Raw genomic sequence first — 16,461 nt, 5'->3', positions numbered from 1 at the left:
GCATGGGAAATCCGGCCTGTATTTTCGTGTCGCAGCACAATGGATTCGGGCGGCAGGCCCGGAGCGAAATTGATTATTAAGAGCAATAATCTGGAGATTTAGATGCTACTGAACGAGAACCTTGCTATCCGAACGGTTGTTCATGCCGCGCAAATTGACTGGACGCCTAGTCCGGCGAAAGGCGTTGACCGGCGAATGCTGTTTCGCATCGGCGACGAAAAGGCGCGCGCGACGTCTATCGTCAGATACGCACCGAACAGCCGATTCTCGCATCACCAACATCCCGGCGGTGAGGAGTTCCTTGTGCTTGATGGTATTTTTCAGGATGAGAGCGGCGATTTTCCCAAGGGTACCTACGTGCGTAATCCGCCGGGTACCGGACACGCGCCAAGAAGTGAAAGCGGGTGCACGATTCTGGTCAAGTTGTGGCAATTCAAGGCGGATGACCGCGAACGTATCGTTCGGCGGCCCGGTGAAGGCAAAAAGGCCGATATACGCAGTGGCGTGACGGAATCGACGATCCTGTTTGAGGGCTCGGGCGAGCGCGTGATGCTGGAGCAATGGCGGGCAAATGCAAATGTCGAGATTGAAAATCCCGATGGGCTGGAATTGCTGGTGCTTGAAGGCAGCTTCATCGAAAAGGGAGACGAACTTACGCGCTGGAGCTGGCTGCGTCTGCCTGCCGGATTCCCCGTTCAGGTAAAAACGGGGCCGGACGGCGCGCGCGTCTGGTTTAAATGCGCGCCGCTGCTGCACGAAGATGTCTGTCAGTTCGAGGCGCCCGTATCGGAAGGGCAAGCACGATGACATCTTGTCAGGTTGTGGTGGTCGGCGCCGGTCTTGCCGGGCTGTATGCGGCGCAAGCGCTTCATGGTCGCGGAATTGATGTTCGCGTGGTTGAGGCGCGGGATCGGATTGGCGGACGCATTCTGACGGTCGACGAATCCGGCTTGCCGGCCAACGACGGCTTTGATCTGGGACCGTCATGGTTCTGGCCGACTATGCAACCCGCCATGGCCTCGCTCATCGATGAACTCGGTCTGGAAGCATTTACGCAGAACAGCACGGGCGATGTCGTTTTCGAGCGTATGTCGCGTGAGAAGCCACAGAGGTATTCCCCGACAATGGAAAACCAGCAATCGATGAGATTGGTCGGCGGCAGCGCAGCGGCCGTCCGGGCGCTGGCCGCAAGATTGCCCGCCGCCTGTATCCTTCTCGGTGCGAGGGTTACAGACATGATTCTGTCTGGCGCCGGCGTTGAACTGATCTTGCGAAAGGCTGATGGTGCCGCCGAGAGGCTACTGGCCGGGCAAGTGGTTGCAGCATTGCCACCGAGGCTGCTGGAAGAAACAATTACTTTCTTGCCCGCTCAGGACCCTGCCGCTCTGGCCCGCTGGCGCGGCACACCGACCTGGATGGCGCCTCACGCGAAGTTCTTCGCCGTTTATGACAGTCCGTTCTGGCGAAAGGCCGGGCTTTCCGGCACGGCGCAGAGCATGGTTGGGCCGATGGTTGAAATCCATGACGCGACCACGTCCTCGGGTAAGGCGGCATTGTTTGGCTTTCTGGGCGTCGGTGCGGATCAGCGTGCCGCTATCGGCGACGCGGCGCTGATCAGTGCATGCCTCGCGCAACTCGGAAGGATTTTTGGCGCAGACGCGCTCACCCCGCGCGCGACTTTGCTAAAGGATTGGGCCGCTGATCCTCTGACCGCCACCGCAGCCGACCAAACAGGCGGCGAACATCCGGCGGCGCGCGATCCGCGATGGGTTGCCGACATCTGGGAGGGCCACCTTATTATGGCGGGGAGTGAGACCAGCCCATCTGAACCGGGATATCTGGCAGGCGCCGTTATTGCTGCACAGCGCGCCGTAAACAATATTCTTGCAAAATTGAACAACGATTGAGCTCTTCTCTTATGAAGCTTGAATCAAACTTTCGTTTGGCTGCTGTCAGGTGACCTGAGAATACGGGGCAAATTCATAGTTTCAAACACGCGGACACGCCCGTTGTGGTGGGCTTTGCAAAATGGCATGGTGCAATGAATCGCAAAAGCCTGTCCGAACCGGCTGTTTCTGACCAAAGGATCGTTCCGATGAGTTTCCTGAGCATTTTCGCCCGCATTGTCGCCATTATCGGCGCGGGAACTGTTCTCTGGCGGCGCATGCGCGGCGTACCGTCCGAGCAGGCCATCGGCACCTCTCCGAATATTCCAGAAGCCAGAGCCCAAGGCGCGCTGCCAACTTTAAAAATGCCAACCGCACGTGGCTGGAAGCCGGGGCATGTTCCACAGGTTGCCGCCGGTCTCAAGGTCAATGCCTTCGCAACCGGCCTCAAGCATCCGCGCTGGATTTATGTGCGCCCCGACGGTGACGTATTCGTGGCGGAAGCCCTGCAGCCGGCTTTCGAGACCAAATCGATTTTTGATTACGCCATGCTGAGCACGATGCGCCGCGCCGCTGCAGTGGGGGATAGCCCGAACCGGATCACGCTCTTGCGCGACAAAGACGGCGACGGCGTCGCGGAATTTCAGGAACGTTTTCTGGAGGGGCTGAACCAGCCCTTCGGCATGCAAATTATCGGTGACACGTTCTATGTCGGCAACACCGATGGCGTGGTTGCTTTTCCCTATCAGGCGGGCGCTGCCAGGATTTCTGCTCCGGGCACCAGGCTGGCCTCGTTCAAGCCCGGCGGCCACTGGACCCGCAGCCTGCTGGCCAGCCCGGATGGTTCAGCAATCTTTATCGGCGTCGGGTCGCAGAGCAACATCGGCGAGGTTGGGATGGAAGCCGAGCAAGGCCGCGCGGCAATCTATCGTCTCGATCTGAAAACGGGCGACTGCACGATTTTCGCCTCCGGCTTGCGCAATCCCGTTGGCATGGCCTTCGAACCGACCAGCTCCATGCTCTGGACCGTGGTCAATGAACGCGACGGCCTGGGCGATGAGACCCCGCCGGATTATCTGACCTCAGTTCAGGAAGGCGGTTTCTATGGATGGCCATTCTGTTATTGGGGCAAGACCGTCGATGACCGCGTGCCGCAGGATGCCGCCATGGTGGCCAAAGCCCTGACGCCGGATTACGCGCTGGGCGGGCACACCGCCTCGCTTGGCCTGTGCTGGATGCCGGAAGGCACCTTGCCGGGCTTCCCAGATGGCATGGTGATCGGCCAGCACGGCTCATGGAACCGCAGCAAGCTGAGCGGTTACAAGGTTGTCTTTATTCCGTTCACCAACGGCCGGCCTTCCGGTCCGCCGCGGGACATCGCGTCCGGATTTCTGGCACCCGACGAATCCGAATCTTACGGCCGCCCGGTTGGCGTCGTACTCGGGCCGGGAAAATCTTTGCTGATTGCCGACGACGTCGGCGATGTCATCTGGCGCGTGACAGGGGCTTGATCCTGCATCGTCATGCGTGTTTGCGGTTCTGTGCGCCTTCGTCGGAGCACTGGAATTGCGGCATGAAATGAACGATGATGAACCGGAGATAGCGGCTGGCAGCGATCGGGCAGACGGGGCGTTTTACCGATAGCAACCTTTGCGCCGTTGATGTTGACATAGGGGTTCTCATGGACAGACGAAATCTGATCCGCGGTATGGTTATGTCTGGCGCGGGGCTCCCTTTCATCGGGCCTTCGCTGGCTGCGTCCAACCTGCGGACAAAAACCATCGCTGAGCAGTTCGCCGAGACTTTGAGCACGCACGACATCAAGGCGTTTGAAGCCTTGTTTGCGGAGGATTACGTCAATCACCAGATATCCGCCGCTGCACCATCACCACCGGCAGGCGTAAGGCCAAAAGACGCGACGGTAGCGTTTTTTGCCAACCGCCTGAAAGGAATGCCTGATCTTGTCGTATCGGTTGAGGCGATGGTGAGCAATGCGGATATGGTCGCGGCGAGCTTCAATTATAAAGGGACACACCGGGGCATATATTTCGGTATCGCGCCGACGGGCAAAACGCTGCAGTTCACTTCCTGCGACATATTTCGCGTCGCGGACGGCAAGATTGCAGAGCACTGGGGCATGGGCGATCTTGCGGGCCTGATGGCGCAATTAAAATCATAAGGCGCGGCTCACGCTTTACTGAAATTGGAGCGTTGGCATCCGGACCGGTCGGATTTCAGCCTCTGCCATGGTGTCACATGACTCCTGCTGGCCATGCCGCTTTGCGCGCCAGTTCAAATCCGAATGCAACATCAGTTCTGTCGTGATCGGCGTGCCGAGACCTGTTCGGTCTTTGCCCATATCCAACCTGTCATCCAAGTGCAGGCATGATGCGTCGGCCCATTGTCAGACCGTCAACTTTTTCGACTATTCTTTCGGCCGATATTCCGAAATGGTCATACAGATCGCCGATTGTCCCCGTTTGTCCGAAATGTTCAACGCCCAGCGGAATGGTCCGATGACCGCAAACAGAACCGAGCCAGGCAAGCGTGGCCGGGTGACCATCAATAACCGTGACAAGACAACAATGTGGCGGCAGAACTTGCAGTAAAGCTTCCACAGTTGAAACCGCGTCAAGGCGCCCGCGCGCCCTTGCCCGCTGCGCTGCGGTCCAACCGGCATTCAACCGGTCGGCCGAGGTCACCGCCAACACGCCGACATCGCGCCGGCTTCCGGCGATCATACCTGCAGCGCGGATCGCTTCCTGTGCCACCACGCCCTGATAGGCAATAACCACGTCGCAGTTCGGTCCCGGCTTTCGCAACCAATAGCCTCCGTCAACTGCGCCCTGACGGAAGTCCTCATTCAGCCGCTTGGGTGGCTGCTCGATCGGATTTGTGCTGAGCCGCAAATAGACGGAGCCGCCTGTCTCGTCACGCAGCCAGGTACGTTCGTCCGGATAGGCCTCGCCATCGCGCTGCAGATATTCAAAAGCCCACTGCATGATAACTGCCAGCTCATCGGCGAATGCCGGCTCGAAAGCCGCGAGTCCATCCTGTGACATGCCAATCAGGGGCGAACCGATGGATTGATGCGCTCCGCCCTCAGGTGCAAGCGTAACGCCCGACGGCGTACCGACAATCATGAACCGGGCATCCTGATAGCAGGCGTAATTGAGCGCATCGAGGCCGCGCGCCACAAACGGATCATACACTGTGCCAATCGGGATCAGCCGCTTGCCAAACAACGAATGCGAGAGCCCCGCCGCAGCCAGCAGCAGAAACAGGTTCATCTCGGCTATTCCGAGTTCTATATGCTGTCCCTCGGGGGTAAATTCCCATTTCGCAGTCGAGGCGATCTTTTCATCCATAAAGGTATCCGCGCGAGCGACCCGGGCGAAAAGCTTTCTCCGGTTGACCCAAGGCCCCAGATTGGTCGTACCCGTTACGTCTGGTGAAGTTGTCACTATCCTCCCGGCCAGATCGCTATTGCCTTTAGCAAGATCATCCAGAATCCTGCCAAAGGCCATCTGGGTAGAAATTGCGTTGTTCGATTCAAAGCCTATTTCAGGCACTGACAGTGCAGAGTCGGCAAACCGCCGCCGTCCGCGCTGGAAAAACGCCACATTATCCAGAAATTGCTGCAATACCGCCTTGTCCTCCACCCCGGCAAAGCGATCCCACTCCTGACCTTCGGGAACCTGCATACGCACCTGCCATTCAGCCATTTGCGCTTTTGTCATCAAACCGCTGTGATTGTCTTTGTGACCGGCAATAGGTGTACCCCAGCCCTTAATTGTATAGGCAAGAAAGCAAACTGGCCTTGTATGGTCGATGGACGCAAACGTTTCGGCCATTGTGTGCACGCAATTGCCGCCGAGATTTTCCATCAACTCCGCCAGTTCGTTGTCGTTTCGACGGGATAATAATTCAGTGACCGGCCCCTGATCGCCCAGATCATTCATCAGGCGCTCCCGCCAGACAGCCCCACCCATGTAAGTCAACGCAGAATAGAGCTGATTCGGGCAGTTATCGATCCACTTGCGCAGTGCGTCTCCGCCGGGTTCGTCGAACGCCGCCTGCTGCAGACGACCATATTTGACCCGCACGACATCCCACCCAAATGCCTCGAAAATTCGCTCTATGCGGCCCCACAGCCCTTCATGCACCACCCCATCGAGCGATTGCCGGTTGTAATCGATGATCCACCAGCAATTTCTCAGATCGTTCTTCCATCCCTCCTGAAGCGCCTCATAAATATTGCCCTCGTCCAACTCCGCATCGCCGACCAACGCCACCATGCGCCCCATGGACAATTTTGCTCCCCAGGCCTTGGCCTGAATATAGTCCTGAACGAGAGAAGCGAAGCAGGTTACGGCAACTCCAAGCCCGACCGACCCTGTAGAAAAATCGACGTCATCGATATCTTTCGTACGGCTCGGATAACTTTGAACTCCGCCAAAGCCCCGGAAATTCTCCATTTTCTCGCGGGTCTGATGGCCCATCAGATATTGCATCGCATGAAACACCGGCGCTGCGTGAGGCTTGACTGCCACCCGATCCTCCGGGCGCAGAACAGAAAAATAGAGCGCCGTCATAATCGAGACCATCGACGCTGAAGACGCCTGATGACCGCCGATCTTTATTGCATCGCTCTTGGGGCGGATGTGATTTGCGTGATGGATCATCCAATGTGACAGCCACAGCAGGCGCTGCTCCACGGTTCTCAGATGCTTTTGTTCTGAAGTGTTCACCTTGACTGCCCTTCCATGATGTTCATGGTGTTAAGATAATATGGCTTGAGAGAAGATTTTTACCTTTTCACACTGAATAATCGATATATATTGGCCACAATTATCAAAATTTACGGAAATAATGATGAAAACCACCAATATCGATCAGGTTGATATATCCGTACTGCAACTGTTGCAGAAAAACGGCCGCGCCACGATAAACGACATCAGCGAAGCCGTCGGTTTGAGCCCGTCACCCGTCGCGCGCCGCGTCCGGTTACTGGAAGAAGCAGGCATAATCACCGGATATTCGGCTCAGATCGATGAGGTGGCGCTTGGATACGGCTTTTCAGTATTCGTTTCCGTGAAACTGGACAAACAGATCGATGAAGCTCTGGCAAAGTTCGAAGCGGCCATTAAACTGTTTCCTGAAGTGGTGGATTGTTGGTTGATGACTGGAAACCGGGATTATTTGTTACGCATTGCCACCAATGGCCTCGCCGAATTCGAACAATTTCTTGTAGGCAAGTTCACCAAGCTGCCCGGTGTGGCCTCTATCGAAAGCTCGATCCCGCTGCGCAGGGTGAAGGTTGGACAGGCGCGCATCTCTTGATACACCAGCCGGGGTTTCGCGGTGGCCCGAATGCTTGCGCCACGACAGAAGCGCACCGGCTTTGCCGGCGCTGGCGGACGACTTCCGGCCATTATGTGCTAGAAGTCGGTCCAATGATCAGCTACGACTCTTAAACAACTGAAATGCTGTACGAACCAGCTGGAATGACTGAGCGGAACAAATGGCTGTTACCCTTAAAGACGTGGCAAAACTTGCGGGGGTGTCCCGCTCTGCGGTGTCCCGCGCTTTCACACCGGGCGCCAGCGTTTCGCAAAAAACGCGCAGCAAGGTGGAGAAGGCCGCAAATTCTCTTGGATATAGTCCAAGCCTGATTGCGCGAAGTCTCACCACAAAACGGACAAAGCTGATCGGGCTGGTCGCCAATAATTTTCAGAATCCGGTTTTTCTTGAAGTTTTCGACCTTTTTACGCGCGTTCTGCAACAACGCGAATTGCGTCCGGTTCTTGTCAACCTGACTGACGAAACCGATCCGGAGCAATCGGTACAGATTCTGCGTCAATATAGTGTCGACGCCATGATTGTCGCCACCTCCACACTGCCGCCGAATTTCCTCGACGCCTTCCGGCAAGCCAACGTTCCCGTCGTTCATGCGTTCGGACGGTTTGACCCGCTCGTGAATGTGCATGTGGTCGGTATCGACAACATGCTTGGCGGCCGCATGGCGGCGCAAACGCTTGCTGATCGTGGCTACAAAAGAATTGCGATGCTGGGCGGGCCGGAATATGCCACATCAACACAAGACAGGTTGGCCGGTTTCAGGCAGCGTCTGGACGAACTGAATATCGGCATTGCCGAAATTCGCTATGCTCAAAATTACAGTTACGCTGCGGGACGCACGGCCATGTTGGAGCTGCTGGCCGATAAAAAGGTCGATGCCGTGTTTTGTGGCGACGATCTGATATGCATGGGAGCCATGGACGCGGCCCGCTCGCACGGATTGTCCATTCCGCATGACATCGGTTTTTTGGGTTTCAACGACATGGACATCGCCGCCTGGGACGCCTACCGGCTGACGACCATACGTCAGCCGATACGCGATATCGTCATGAGCGCCGTGGAACTGGTTGTAGAGCTGGCCAACGATGCCGACAGAAAGCCGGAAATCCGGCTTTTTCCCTGCAATATCGTCGAACGCGCCACTTTGAAGCCAATTATCGCAGGCTGAGTGGACGCGCGTCGATCCATGCGCCTGCCTTGCCCGCCGACTGTACTGCCGCTGTGATTGCTGCAATTGAACGCAGTCCATCAACCGCCGTTGGGTAGTGACACGCGAGCGGATCGGGAGTGCGGCCCTGCTTCTTTGCATTGATCGCTTCAGCCAGATCACGATATATATTGGCGAAAGCGAGCGGCATGCCTTCAGCATGGCCAATGGTCACGTGCGAGGCGCGGTCGGCTTCGGGTGAAAGGTCAGGTCCGCCACGCTCGAGAATTTGCGTCCGACCATTCAGCGGCGTCCAATACAGTTGGTTGGGCCATTCCTGCGCCCAGCGCAAACCGCCCTTTTCGCCGAAGACCTGAATATTCAGGCCATGCATCCGGCCAACAGCAACCGAGCTGGTCCATAAACGCACCACCGCACCGCCGTCCATCCGAATATTGACCATGGCGTCATCTTCCAGCGTTCGGCCGGGCAGACAGGAAACAAAATCGGCTGAAAGTTCGCGCGCCTGCTGGTTGGCGACGAAGCTGGCCATGTGCAAAGCATGAATGCCGCAATCGGCAAACTGCGCCGAAATGCCAGCCTGCGCCGGATCGTAGCGCCAGCGCACCCGCGGATTTTCAAGATCGGCGGCATCCGCATGGAAGCCATGGGCAAATTCGGCCTTGATCAGACGAATCTTGCCAAGGTCACCGCGTGCCACCATCGCGCGCATGTGCCGAACTAACGCATATCCGCTGTAGCCGTAATTTACGGCGCAAACGGCGCCCGTGCGTCCGGCGGTTGCAACGATATCCTCGGCTTGCTCCAGCGTCACCGTCATCGGCTTTTCGCAAAGAACATTGATACCGGCCTCGAGAAAGGCTTTGGCAATTTCATAATGGGTTGAATTTGGAGTCGCCACTGTCACAAGGTCGATCCGGTCGGCGCGGTCGCGCTCTCCGGCGAGCATCTCCCGCCAGTCGCCATAGCAGCGATCCCGCGGCACACCCAGACGCGCAGCAAATTCACGCCCCTTTGCCGCATCGGCATCCAGCGCGCCGGCCGAGAAATTATAAAGCCCGTCCAGCGCCGCACTCATGCGATGCGCCGGACCAATCTGGCTGCCTTCGCCGCCGCCGATCAAACCCCAATTCAGCTTGGACATGGATATCTTCCTTAATTGAACCCGATGGATTTCAGATAGTCCCGGTTGGCCCTTGCATCGTCGAGCGGCGATGTTGAACCGGCGGGATCGCAATCCTGCTCGACCGTACACCAGCCCGAATAGCCTTTGTCATTCAGCAATTGGCACACGGCCCTGAAATCGGTCATGCCTTTGCCCAGATTGCAGAAGATCCCCTGCCCGCAAGCCTCGTAAAAGCCCGTGCGTTTTGCGACAGCCTCCGCACGCACCTTCGGGTCGATATCTTTGAAATGCACATAGGCGATACGCTGCATGTGGCGATGCATGAAAGCCACCGGATCAAAACCGGCATAATGGGAATGGCCCGTATCCAGGCATATTTTCAGCAGATCCGGGTCGATATCAGCAAGAAGTTGTTCGATCTCGGGTTCAAAATCAAGAAAGCCCGCTGCATGCGGATGTACCGACACCGTCAACCCGTGATCTTGTCCCATGCGCGCAATTTCGTGGAACCGCTGCACAAAGGCGGCCCATTCGGCTCCGTTCATCTTTTCAGCTTCATCCGGACGCCCGGCAGTGGGGGCGCGGCGCGGCGAGATGGAATCAATCAGAACCAGATGCTTGGCTCCATGCGCGCGCAAGGACGTACAGGTGCGCAGCGCGGCATCCTTGAGTTCGCTCCATCCGGCCGGATCATGAAACGGGCGAAACACAACGCCGCCGATCAATTCAAGACCCCGTGCCTGCAGGGCATCTCCCAGTTCAGCCGGGTCCTCCGGCATAAAGCCGATCGGGCCCAGTTCGATCCCCTTGTAACCAGCGGCCCGGCATTCATCGAGCACACGCTGCCATGACGGATTGCGTGCGTCCGCGGCAAATTCCACACCCCATGAACAAGGTGCATTTCCGATCTCAATATTCATACGTATAGCCCTATTCCTGCTTGTTCAGATGGTGTCCACGTCAATCCAGCGGCGTTCTTCGTGCGATTTCCAAGCCGCCTCAATAACCTGATTCACCAGCATTCCGTCATGAAAGCTTGGCCATCTGGCCTGACCCGTTGCTATTGCCTCGAGAAAATCCCGTGCTTCGATCATGATCTGGTCCTGATAACCGGTGCCGTGGCCGGGCCCAAGACAAAAGGCCTTGTAGTCAGGATGCAGCGGACCTGTCAGAATTTTGGTGAATCCCTGACGATCCGGCGCGCTGTCGCCCTTGTAAAGCCAGAGCGCATTCTGGTCTTCCTGATCAAAGCGGAGCGCGCCGCGGCTGCCAAATATTTCATAGGCATATCCCATCTTCCGGCCAGTCGCGATGCGGCTGATGTAAAGCGAACCCATCGCGCCGCTGGCGAAGCGGCACATGATCTGGGCGTGATCATCATTGGTCACGGCAACCGGCCCCTGAGGCGACGGGCGAACCTTGTAGACGGTTTCAATCTCTGCGATGAGCGACTTTATGGGCCCTGCCAGAGCAAAAGTGGCATTGATAATATGCGGAGCAAGATCGCCCATATTGCCGTTGGCGCGTCCTTGCGTGCGCCAGGATGCGGGCAAATCCGGATCAGCAAAAAAATCCTCGGTATGTTCGCCGCGAAAATGGGTAATCGCGCCAATTTCGCCTGCTCCAATAATCTCGCGGGCCAATTGTGAGGCCGGCGTACGGATGTAGTTGAAGCCGGTCATATTGATACACCCGCTTCTTTGGGCGGCCTGTGCCATCTCGCGGCTTTCAGCCAAACCCAGCCCCAAAGGCTTTTCACACAATACGGGCTTGCCCAGCGCGAAGGCGGCGAGCGCTATCTCCCGGTGCGTCTCCTGCGGGCTGGCAATAACAACAGCCTCAACTTTCGGGTCTTGAACCAAATCGCGCCAGTTTGCCGTGCCACGTGCGAAGCCGAATTCGCGCGCTCTTGCCTGCGCCCCGGCCTCTGAAGTGGTGCATATCACCTCGAGCGACGGACGCAGCGCGGTGTTGAAAACCGAGCCAACGGCGGCAAATGCGACCGAATGGGCTTTGCCCATATAGCCCGCCCCAACAATTCCGATACCTATTTTTCCCATCGCAAAATTCCAAATTGAAACCGGTTGCAAAACATTCAAATCTGATTTAAACACTTTCGTCAAGGGCGACCGGGGGAAGAAAATGGAATCGACATCGCAAACCGTCAGACTGACCATGGCGCAGGCGCTGGTGCGTCACCTTGCGGCTCAGTTCATCGAGATTGACGGGAAGCGTGTCAGGCTTTGTGGCGGCGGTTTTGCCATCTTCGGCCACGGCAATGTCATCTGTCTGGGCGAGGCGTTGCACCAGCACCGCGATGTGTTGCCGGTCTGGCGCGGACAGAACGAGCAGTCCATGGCCATGGCCGCTGTGGCTTACGCCAAGCAAAAGCTGCGTCAGCGTTTTATGTTTGCCACGGCCTCGGCCGGCCCGGGCACCACCAACATGGTCACTTCCGCAGCCATCGCCCACACAAACCGGCTTCCCTTGCTGCTGCTGTGCGGCGATACCTATGCGACACGCCTGCCCGACCCGGTGCTTCAACAGGTTGAGCATTTTGGCGATCCGACGATTTCGGTCAATGACGCGTTCAAATCCGTTACGCGCTACTGGGACAGGATCACCCACCCCGCCCAGATTATCCAGTCTTTGCCAGCAGCCATCGCCACAATGCTGGATCCCGCCACCTGCGGACCGGCATTTCTGGGGCTGCCGCAGGATGTTCAGGGCTGGGCCTATGATTATCCGGTGGAATTTTTCGAGGAAAAGACCCATCGCATCAGGCGCAATTCTCCGGACCATCGCGATATCGCCGAAGCGGCATCATTGCTCAGATCAGCCAAGCGCCCTTTGATCATTGCTGGCGGCGGCGTCCAATATTCTCAAGCCGCCGCAGAGCTGACCGCCCTCGCCGAGGCTCACCATATACCGGTGGTGGAGACAATTGCCGGGCGCGCAAACCTGCTGGCGGAGCATCCGCTGAACTGCGGTCCGATTGGTGTCACCGGCTCGAATTCAGCAAATGCACTGGCTGCGAGGGCCGATTTTATTCTGGCTGTCGGCACCCGTCTGCAAGACTTTACCACAGGCTCATGGACAGCCTTCTCGCGCGACGCGCGCCTCATCAGCATAAATGTCTGCCGCGTCGATGCCGAAAAGCACCGTTCACTGGGCATCATAGGCGATGCGAAATTATCGCTGGGGCTTCTGGCGCCCGAGCTTGCTGGTTATTCAGCACCTGCTGAGTGGCGCACTTTTGCCAAGGCCGAACGCGCGGGCTGGAACAGCTATGTCGAGGCCAACACCAGCCCTCTGACGCCGGAAGGCGTCAACCGTCCCATGTCCTATGCGCAGGTTATTGGCGCGGTCAATCAATTATGCGCTCCGCGCGATCGCGTCGTCGCGGCGGCTGGCGGCCTTCCAGCCGAAGTCACCGCAAACTGGCGCACAAAATCTGTCGGCTCGGTCGATGTTGAATTCGGCTTTTCCTGCATGGGCTATGAGATTGCCGGCGGCTGGGGAGCGCGAATTGCTCAGGCCGAAGATGAGCCAGACAAAGACACAATCGTCTTTACCGGTGACGGTTCATATCTCTTGCTCAACTCGGATATTTATTCATCTGTTCTGACCGGCAAAAAGCTGATCGTGGTGGTGTGCGACAATGGCGGCTTCGCCGTCATCAACAAACTGCAGAACAACACGGGCAATGTATCTTTCAACAATCTTATCGAGGATTGCAATATCGCGGTTGAGCCGTTCGCCGTCGATTTTGAGGCCCATGCGCGCTCCATGGGCGCACTGGCCGAAAGCGTCCAGTCCATTGCCGATCTGAAACAGGCGTTCCTGCGCGCCAAGGCGGCAAAACGCACTTACGTGATCTGCCTGAAGGTGGACGCTTTTGAAGGCTGGACCCGCGAAGGGCATACGTGGTGGGAAATAGGCACGCCGCAAATCTCGGAACGCGCCGAAATCAACAAAGCCCATGCCGAAGTTGAGGCTGGACGCCGACATCAGCGGCCCGGAGTCTGACATGCCCATGTCGCAGATAGGCCAAAACAGCTTTCTGGTTCTTGGGCGTGCAGGCCTGGATCTCTATGCCGATCCACCGGGAACGCGCACGGAAGACGCAACACAGTTCAGTGCGGCCTTAGGGGGCTCGGCGGCTAATATTGCGGCAGCCATTACCCGGCTCGGCGGCTCGGTGGCGCTCGTCACGCTCGTTTCGGATGATGCGGTCGGGCGTTTTACGCTCAGGCAGCTTCACAAATATGGCATCGACACCTGCTTCGTCAAATCCGCCGGCGGCGAGGCACGCAATTCTTTAGCGGTGGTGGAGACACGCAACGACAACTGCCAGTCCGTCATCTATCGCAATGGCGCGGCCGATTTTGAACTCGATATCGGCCATGTGGAAAATATTCCATACGGCAATTTTGGCGCATTGATCTTTACCGGCACCAGCCTTGCCAAAGAGCCCTCCTGCAGCGCGACTTTCCACGCGATCAAACAGGCGCGCGCCGCAGGTATCGCGGTTATTTTCGACATTGATTACCGGCCTTACTCCTGGACCAGTCCAGACAGCGCGGCAATGACCTGCGCACGCGCGGCAGAGCTGAGCGATATCGTGATTGGCAATGATGTCGAATTCAGTGTGATCGCGGGCCAGAACGACGGGTTGCATACCGCCCGTGAACTTGCCGCCCGCACAGCCGACATTGTCGTTTACAAAATGGGAGAACGCGGTTCTGTCTGTTTCAGCCATGGCGCTGAAATCAGCACGCCCGTCTTCACTGTGAACGCTCTTAAGCCGACTGGCGCAGGAGATGCGTTCATGGGCAGTTTTGTCACCAGTCTTGCCAGAGGGCATGACCTTGCAACCTGCCTTCGTCGCGGCTCTGCAGCGGCGGCAATTGTCGTGACACGGGTGGGCTGCGCACCCGCGATGCCAGATGCGTCCGAGTTACAGAGCTTTATCGAAACACATTCGTGTAGCCGGCCAGAATAAGGACGACCATCGATGCATATTCCTCCTTTTGACAATCAAAACCGTGCGATCATTGATGCTGACGATGCGCGTGTGCCGCTGAACTATTTCAACATAGTCAAACTCGGTCGTGATCAGGTCTTTGAATATCAGGTGCCGTCATATGAGACCGCAGTCGTCCCGGCCACCGGAACAATCGATGTTGAGATTGAAGGTCTGAATTTTCCAGCAATCGGCAACCGCACCGCCGATGTCTGGGACGGTGAACCAGAAGGCGTCTATGCCCCCAGCGGCGCCAAAGTCCGGTTTGTCTGCAGGTCGGACTCTGCCGAAATATTCATTGCCGGCGCCAGATTTGACAAGGCTCTCGAGCCCTTCGCGGTGCGCGCCGGCGATATTGACCACATCCAATATGGTTCGGACGAAACCAAGACCCACCGCAAGATCAAGCATATTCTCGGCACCAAATACCGCGATCGTGTCGGTCGGCTGCTCGTGTCGGAACTCTTCACGGTCGGTCAGGGCGGCTGGTCGGGCTTTCCGCCGCATAAGCACGATACGGATCGTCTGCCATTAGAAACCAGACATGACGAGACCTATAATTTCCGGTTTCGCCCAAACCATGGCTTCGGCCTGCAGCTGGTGCAACGCGAAGACGGTAAAGTCGGGGATGCCTATCATCTGATTGATGGCTCAACCATCATTCTTGAAAAAGGCTACCATCCCTGCGTCGCGGCACCCGGGTATGAAATGTACTATTTCACCATTTTGGGAGGGTTGAGCCAGCGTCCTCTCGTCCAGTTTTTTCAACCTTCGCATGCCTATCAGATCGAAACGATTCCGGGCATCAAAGACATGATTGCGAAATTCAAATGACAGTCGCAACGCTCAGCCAAGTGCTTCAGCCTGCAATAACCGGACGATATGCCGTCGCGGGGCTGGTGGTTCTCGGCTGGGAAGATGCTCTGGCCTATGTCGAGGCCGCAGACGAAGTGGGCGCTGCCGTCATTTTGCAGGCTGGTCCGGGCTGTCGCAAGTATACGCCCGTTCCTATCCTCGGCAAAATGTTCCGCACGCTGGCCGAGCAGGCCAAGGTTCCGGTGGTTTGCCATATCGACCATGCCTATACGCTGCAGGAATGTCAGGAAGGAATCGACAATGGCTTCACTTCGGTGATGATCGACGGATCGAGGCTTGAAATCGGTGCAAATATCGAGCTGACCGCCCGTGTCGTCGAAGCTGCGCGCGGGAGCAATGTCTCTGTCGAAGGCGAAGTGGGTTTCGTCGGATATGCGGACGGCGCAACGTCCCGCCACACCCTGCCCGAAGACGCGCACCGCTTTGATCAGGAGAGCGGCGCCGACGCCTTGGCGGTGTCGGTCGGAAATATCCACCTGCAGCACGAGAAGACCGACGGCATCAATTTCAATATTTTACGCGAAATCGAGCAGGTCACGCGTTTGCCGCTGGTGCTTCACGGCGGAAGCGGCATTCCGGTCGATATCCGCCGACGGCTTGTGCGTGAGACGCGCGTAAAAAAAATTAATTTCGGCACTGAGCTCCGGATGGCGTTCGGGCGGGCGCTTCGCCAGTCGCTTGAGGATCAGCCGGACAGCTTCGACAGAATTTCCCTTTTGTCACGTACCATACCCCATATCAAGGCGGAGGCGAGAACCGTGATCGATACTTTGCTAACCGCGTAGCGATTTGAGCGATTATTGGCGGATTGCCTTTGACCGGCAGTCCCCGCAACCAGCTTTTTGCCGGCTATGGCCAGCAATGAGGTCCTGCGCAGGCAGGAAGGCTTCAACAGCCACCGGATAATAATCGGTGCATCCGGGCACCACAGGAGGAGACGAGGATGAAGCGACTAGTGATAGCCTTAGCGGCTGGGACGATGCTTTCGGCGCTTTCGACGGCGGCATTTGCTGAGAAG

The 16,461-nt window shown here is 57.2% G+C and carries 14 protein-coding genes; 10 read left to right on the top strand and 4 right to left on the bottom strand.

Annotation, left to right across the window (positions count from 1 at the left end; genetic code table 11):
* Positions 1 to 102 precede the first annotated feature (102 nt).
* The 4 genes from AC0N03_RS15320 to AC0N03_RS15305 all read left to right on the top strand — a co-directional run bounded on the left by AC0N03_RS15320 (position 103) and on the right by AC0N03_RS15305 (position 4,065).
* Entirely contained in the window at positions 103 to 807 is a 705-nt protein-coding gene (locus tag AC0N03_RS15320; protein ID WP_474289771.1) for a cupin domain-containing protein, read from the top strand.
* On the top strand, positions 804 to 1,907 hold the full coding sequence (locus tag AC0N03_RS15315) for a flavin monoamine oxidase family protein (protein ID WP_474289769.1): 1,104 nt from the start codon (positions 804 to 806) through the stop codon (positions 1,905 to 1,907). The genes AC0N03_RS15320 and AC0N03_RS15315 overlap by 4 nt, the downstream gene beginning before the upstream one ends.
* Before the next feature lie 188 nt (positions 1,908 to 2,095).
* Positions 2,096 to 3,397 (top strand): PQQ-dependent sugar dehydrogenase, encoded by a 1,302-nt coding sequence (locus AC0N03_RS15310; RefSeq protein ID WP_474289767.1) that lies wholly within the window; start codon positions 2,096 to 2,098, stop codon positions 3,395 to 3,397.
* A gap of 170 nt (positions 3,398 to 3,567) precedes the next feature.
* Complete coding sequence (locus AC0N03_RS15305; RefSeq protein ID WP_474289765.1) at positions 3,568 to 4,065, top strand: ester cyclase; 498 nt, start codon at positions 3,568 to 3,570, stop codon at positions 4,063 to 4,065.
* Between the two features lie 190 nt (positions 4,066 to 4,255).
* Here AC0N03_RS15305 and AC0N03_RS15300 read toward each other — a convergent pair whose 3' ends face one another.
* Positions 4,256 to 6,571, bottom strand: a complete 2,316-nt coding sequence (locus tag AC0N03_RS15300) for a transketolase-like TK C-terminal-containing protein (protein ID WP_474289813.1) — start codon at positions 6,569 to 6,571, stop codon at positions 4,256 to 4,258.
* Positions 6,572 to 6,758: 187 nt separating this feature from the next.
* Here AC0N03_RS15300 and AC0N03_RS15295 point away from each other — a divergent pair, with 187 nt between their 5' ends.
* Positions 6,759 to 7,229 (top strand): Lrp/AsnC family transcriptional regulator, encoded by a 471-nt coding sequence (locus AC0N03_RS15295; protein WP_474289763.1) that lies wholly within the window; start codon positions 6,759 to 6,761, stop codon positions 7,227 to 7,229.
* 181 nt (positions 7,230 to 7,410) lie between these two features.
* A complete protein-coding gene (locus AC0N03_RS15290) occupies positions 7,411 to 8,415 on the top strand; it encodes a LacI family DNA-binding transcriptional regulator (RefSeq protein ID WP_474289761.1) in 1,005 nt (334 codons plus the stop codon).
* On the opposite strand, the gene AC0N03_RS15285 is transcribed toward AC0N03_RS15290, so the two are convergent.
* From AC0N03_RS15285 to AC0N03_RS15275, 3 genes are read right to left on the bottom strand one after another with little or no spacing between them, the layout of a single operon-like run.
* The gene (locus AC0N03_RS15285; protein WP_474289759.1) at positions 8,402 to 9,559 is read right to left on the bottom strand and encodes a Gfo/Idh/MocA family protein; all 1,158 of its coding nucleotides are present in this window, start codon (positions 9,557 to 9,559) and stop codon (positions 8,402 to 8,404) included. The genes AC0N03_RS15290 and AC0N03_RS15285 overlap by 14 nt on opposite strands.
* A gap of 11 nt (positions 9,560 to 9,570) precedes the next feature.
* On the bottom strand, positions 9,571 to 10,461 hold the full coding sequence (locus AC0N03_RS15280) for a TIM barrel protein (RefSeq protein WP_474289757.1): 891 nt from the start codon (positions 10,459 to 10,461) through the stop codon (positions 9,571 to 9,573).
* A gap of 24 nt (positions 10,462 to 10,485) precedes the next feature.
* Complete coding sequence (locus tag AC0N03_RS15275; RefSeq protein WP_474289755.1) at positions 10,486 to 11,601, bottom strand: Gfo/Idh/MocA family protein; 1,116 nt, start codon at positions 11,599 to 11,601, stop codon at positions 10,486 to 10,488.
* Positions 11,602 to 11,683: 82 nt separating this feature from the next.
* On the opposite strand from AC0N03_RS15275, the gene iolD reads away from it, so the two are divergent.
* Genes iolD through AC0N03_RS15255 form a run of 4 tightly spaced genes read left to right on the top strand, consistent with a single transcriptional unit; the run spans position 11,684 to position 16,228 of the window.
* A complete protein-coding gene (gene iolD, locus AC0N03_RS15270; RefSeq protein ID WP_474289753.1) occupies positions 11,684 to 13,570 on the top strand; it encodes a 3D-(3,5/4)-trihydroxycyclohexane-1,2-dione acylhydrolase (decyclizing) in 1,887 nt (628 codons plus the stop codon).
* A gap of 1 nt (position 13,571) precedes the next feature.
* Positions 13,572 to 14,546: a 5-dehydro-2-deoxygluconokinase gene (gene iolC / locus AC0N03_RS15265; protein ID WP_474289751.1), complete on the top strand. Its 975-nt coding sequence runs from the start codon at positions 13,572 to 13,574 to the stop codon at positions 14,544 to 14,546.
* Positions 14,547 to 14,558: 12 nt separating this feature from the next.
* On the top strand, positions 14,559 to 15,401 hold the full coding sequence (locus AC0N03_RS15260; protein WP_474289749.1) for a 5-deoxy-glucuronate isomerase: 843 nt from the start codon (positions 14,559 to 14,561) through the stop codon (positions 15,399 to 15,401).
* Positions 15,398 to 16,228, top strand: coding sequence for a class II fructose-bisphosphate aldolase (locus AC0N03_RS15255; RefSeq protein ID WP_474289747.1), 831 nt, complete (start codon positions 15,398 to 15,400; stop codon positions 16,226 to 16,228). The genes AC0N03_RS15260 and AC0N03_RS15255 overlap by 4 nt, the downstream gene beginning before the upstream one ends.
* The last annotated feature ends 233 nt before the right edge of the window (positions 16,229 to 16,461 follow it).

The sequence above is a fragment of the Methylocystis sp. sgz306128 genome (assembly GCF_056032725.1).
Note: the sequence above shows the minus strand (reverse complement) of the source record. Positions and strands in the feature narration are given on the sequence as shown.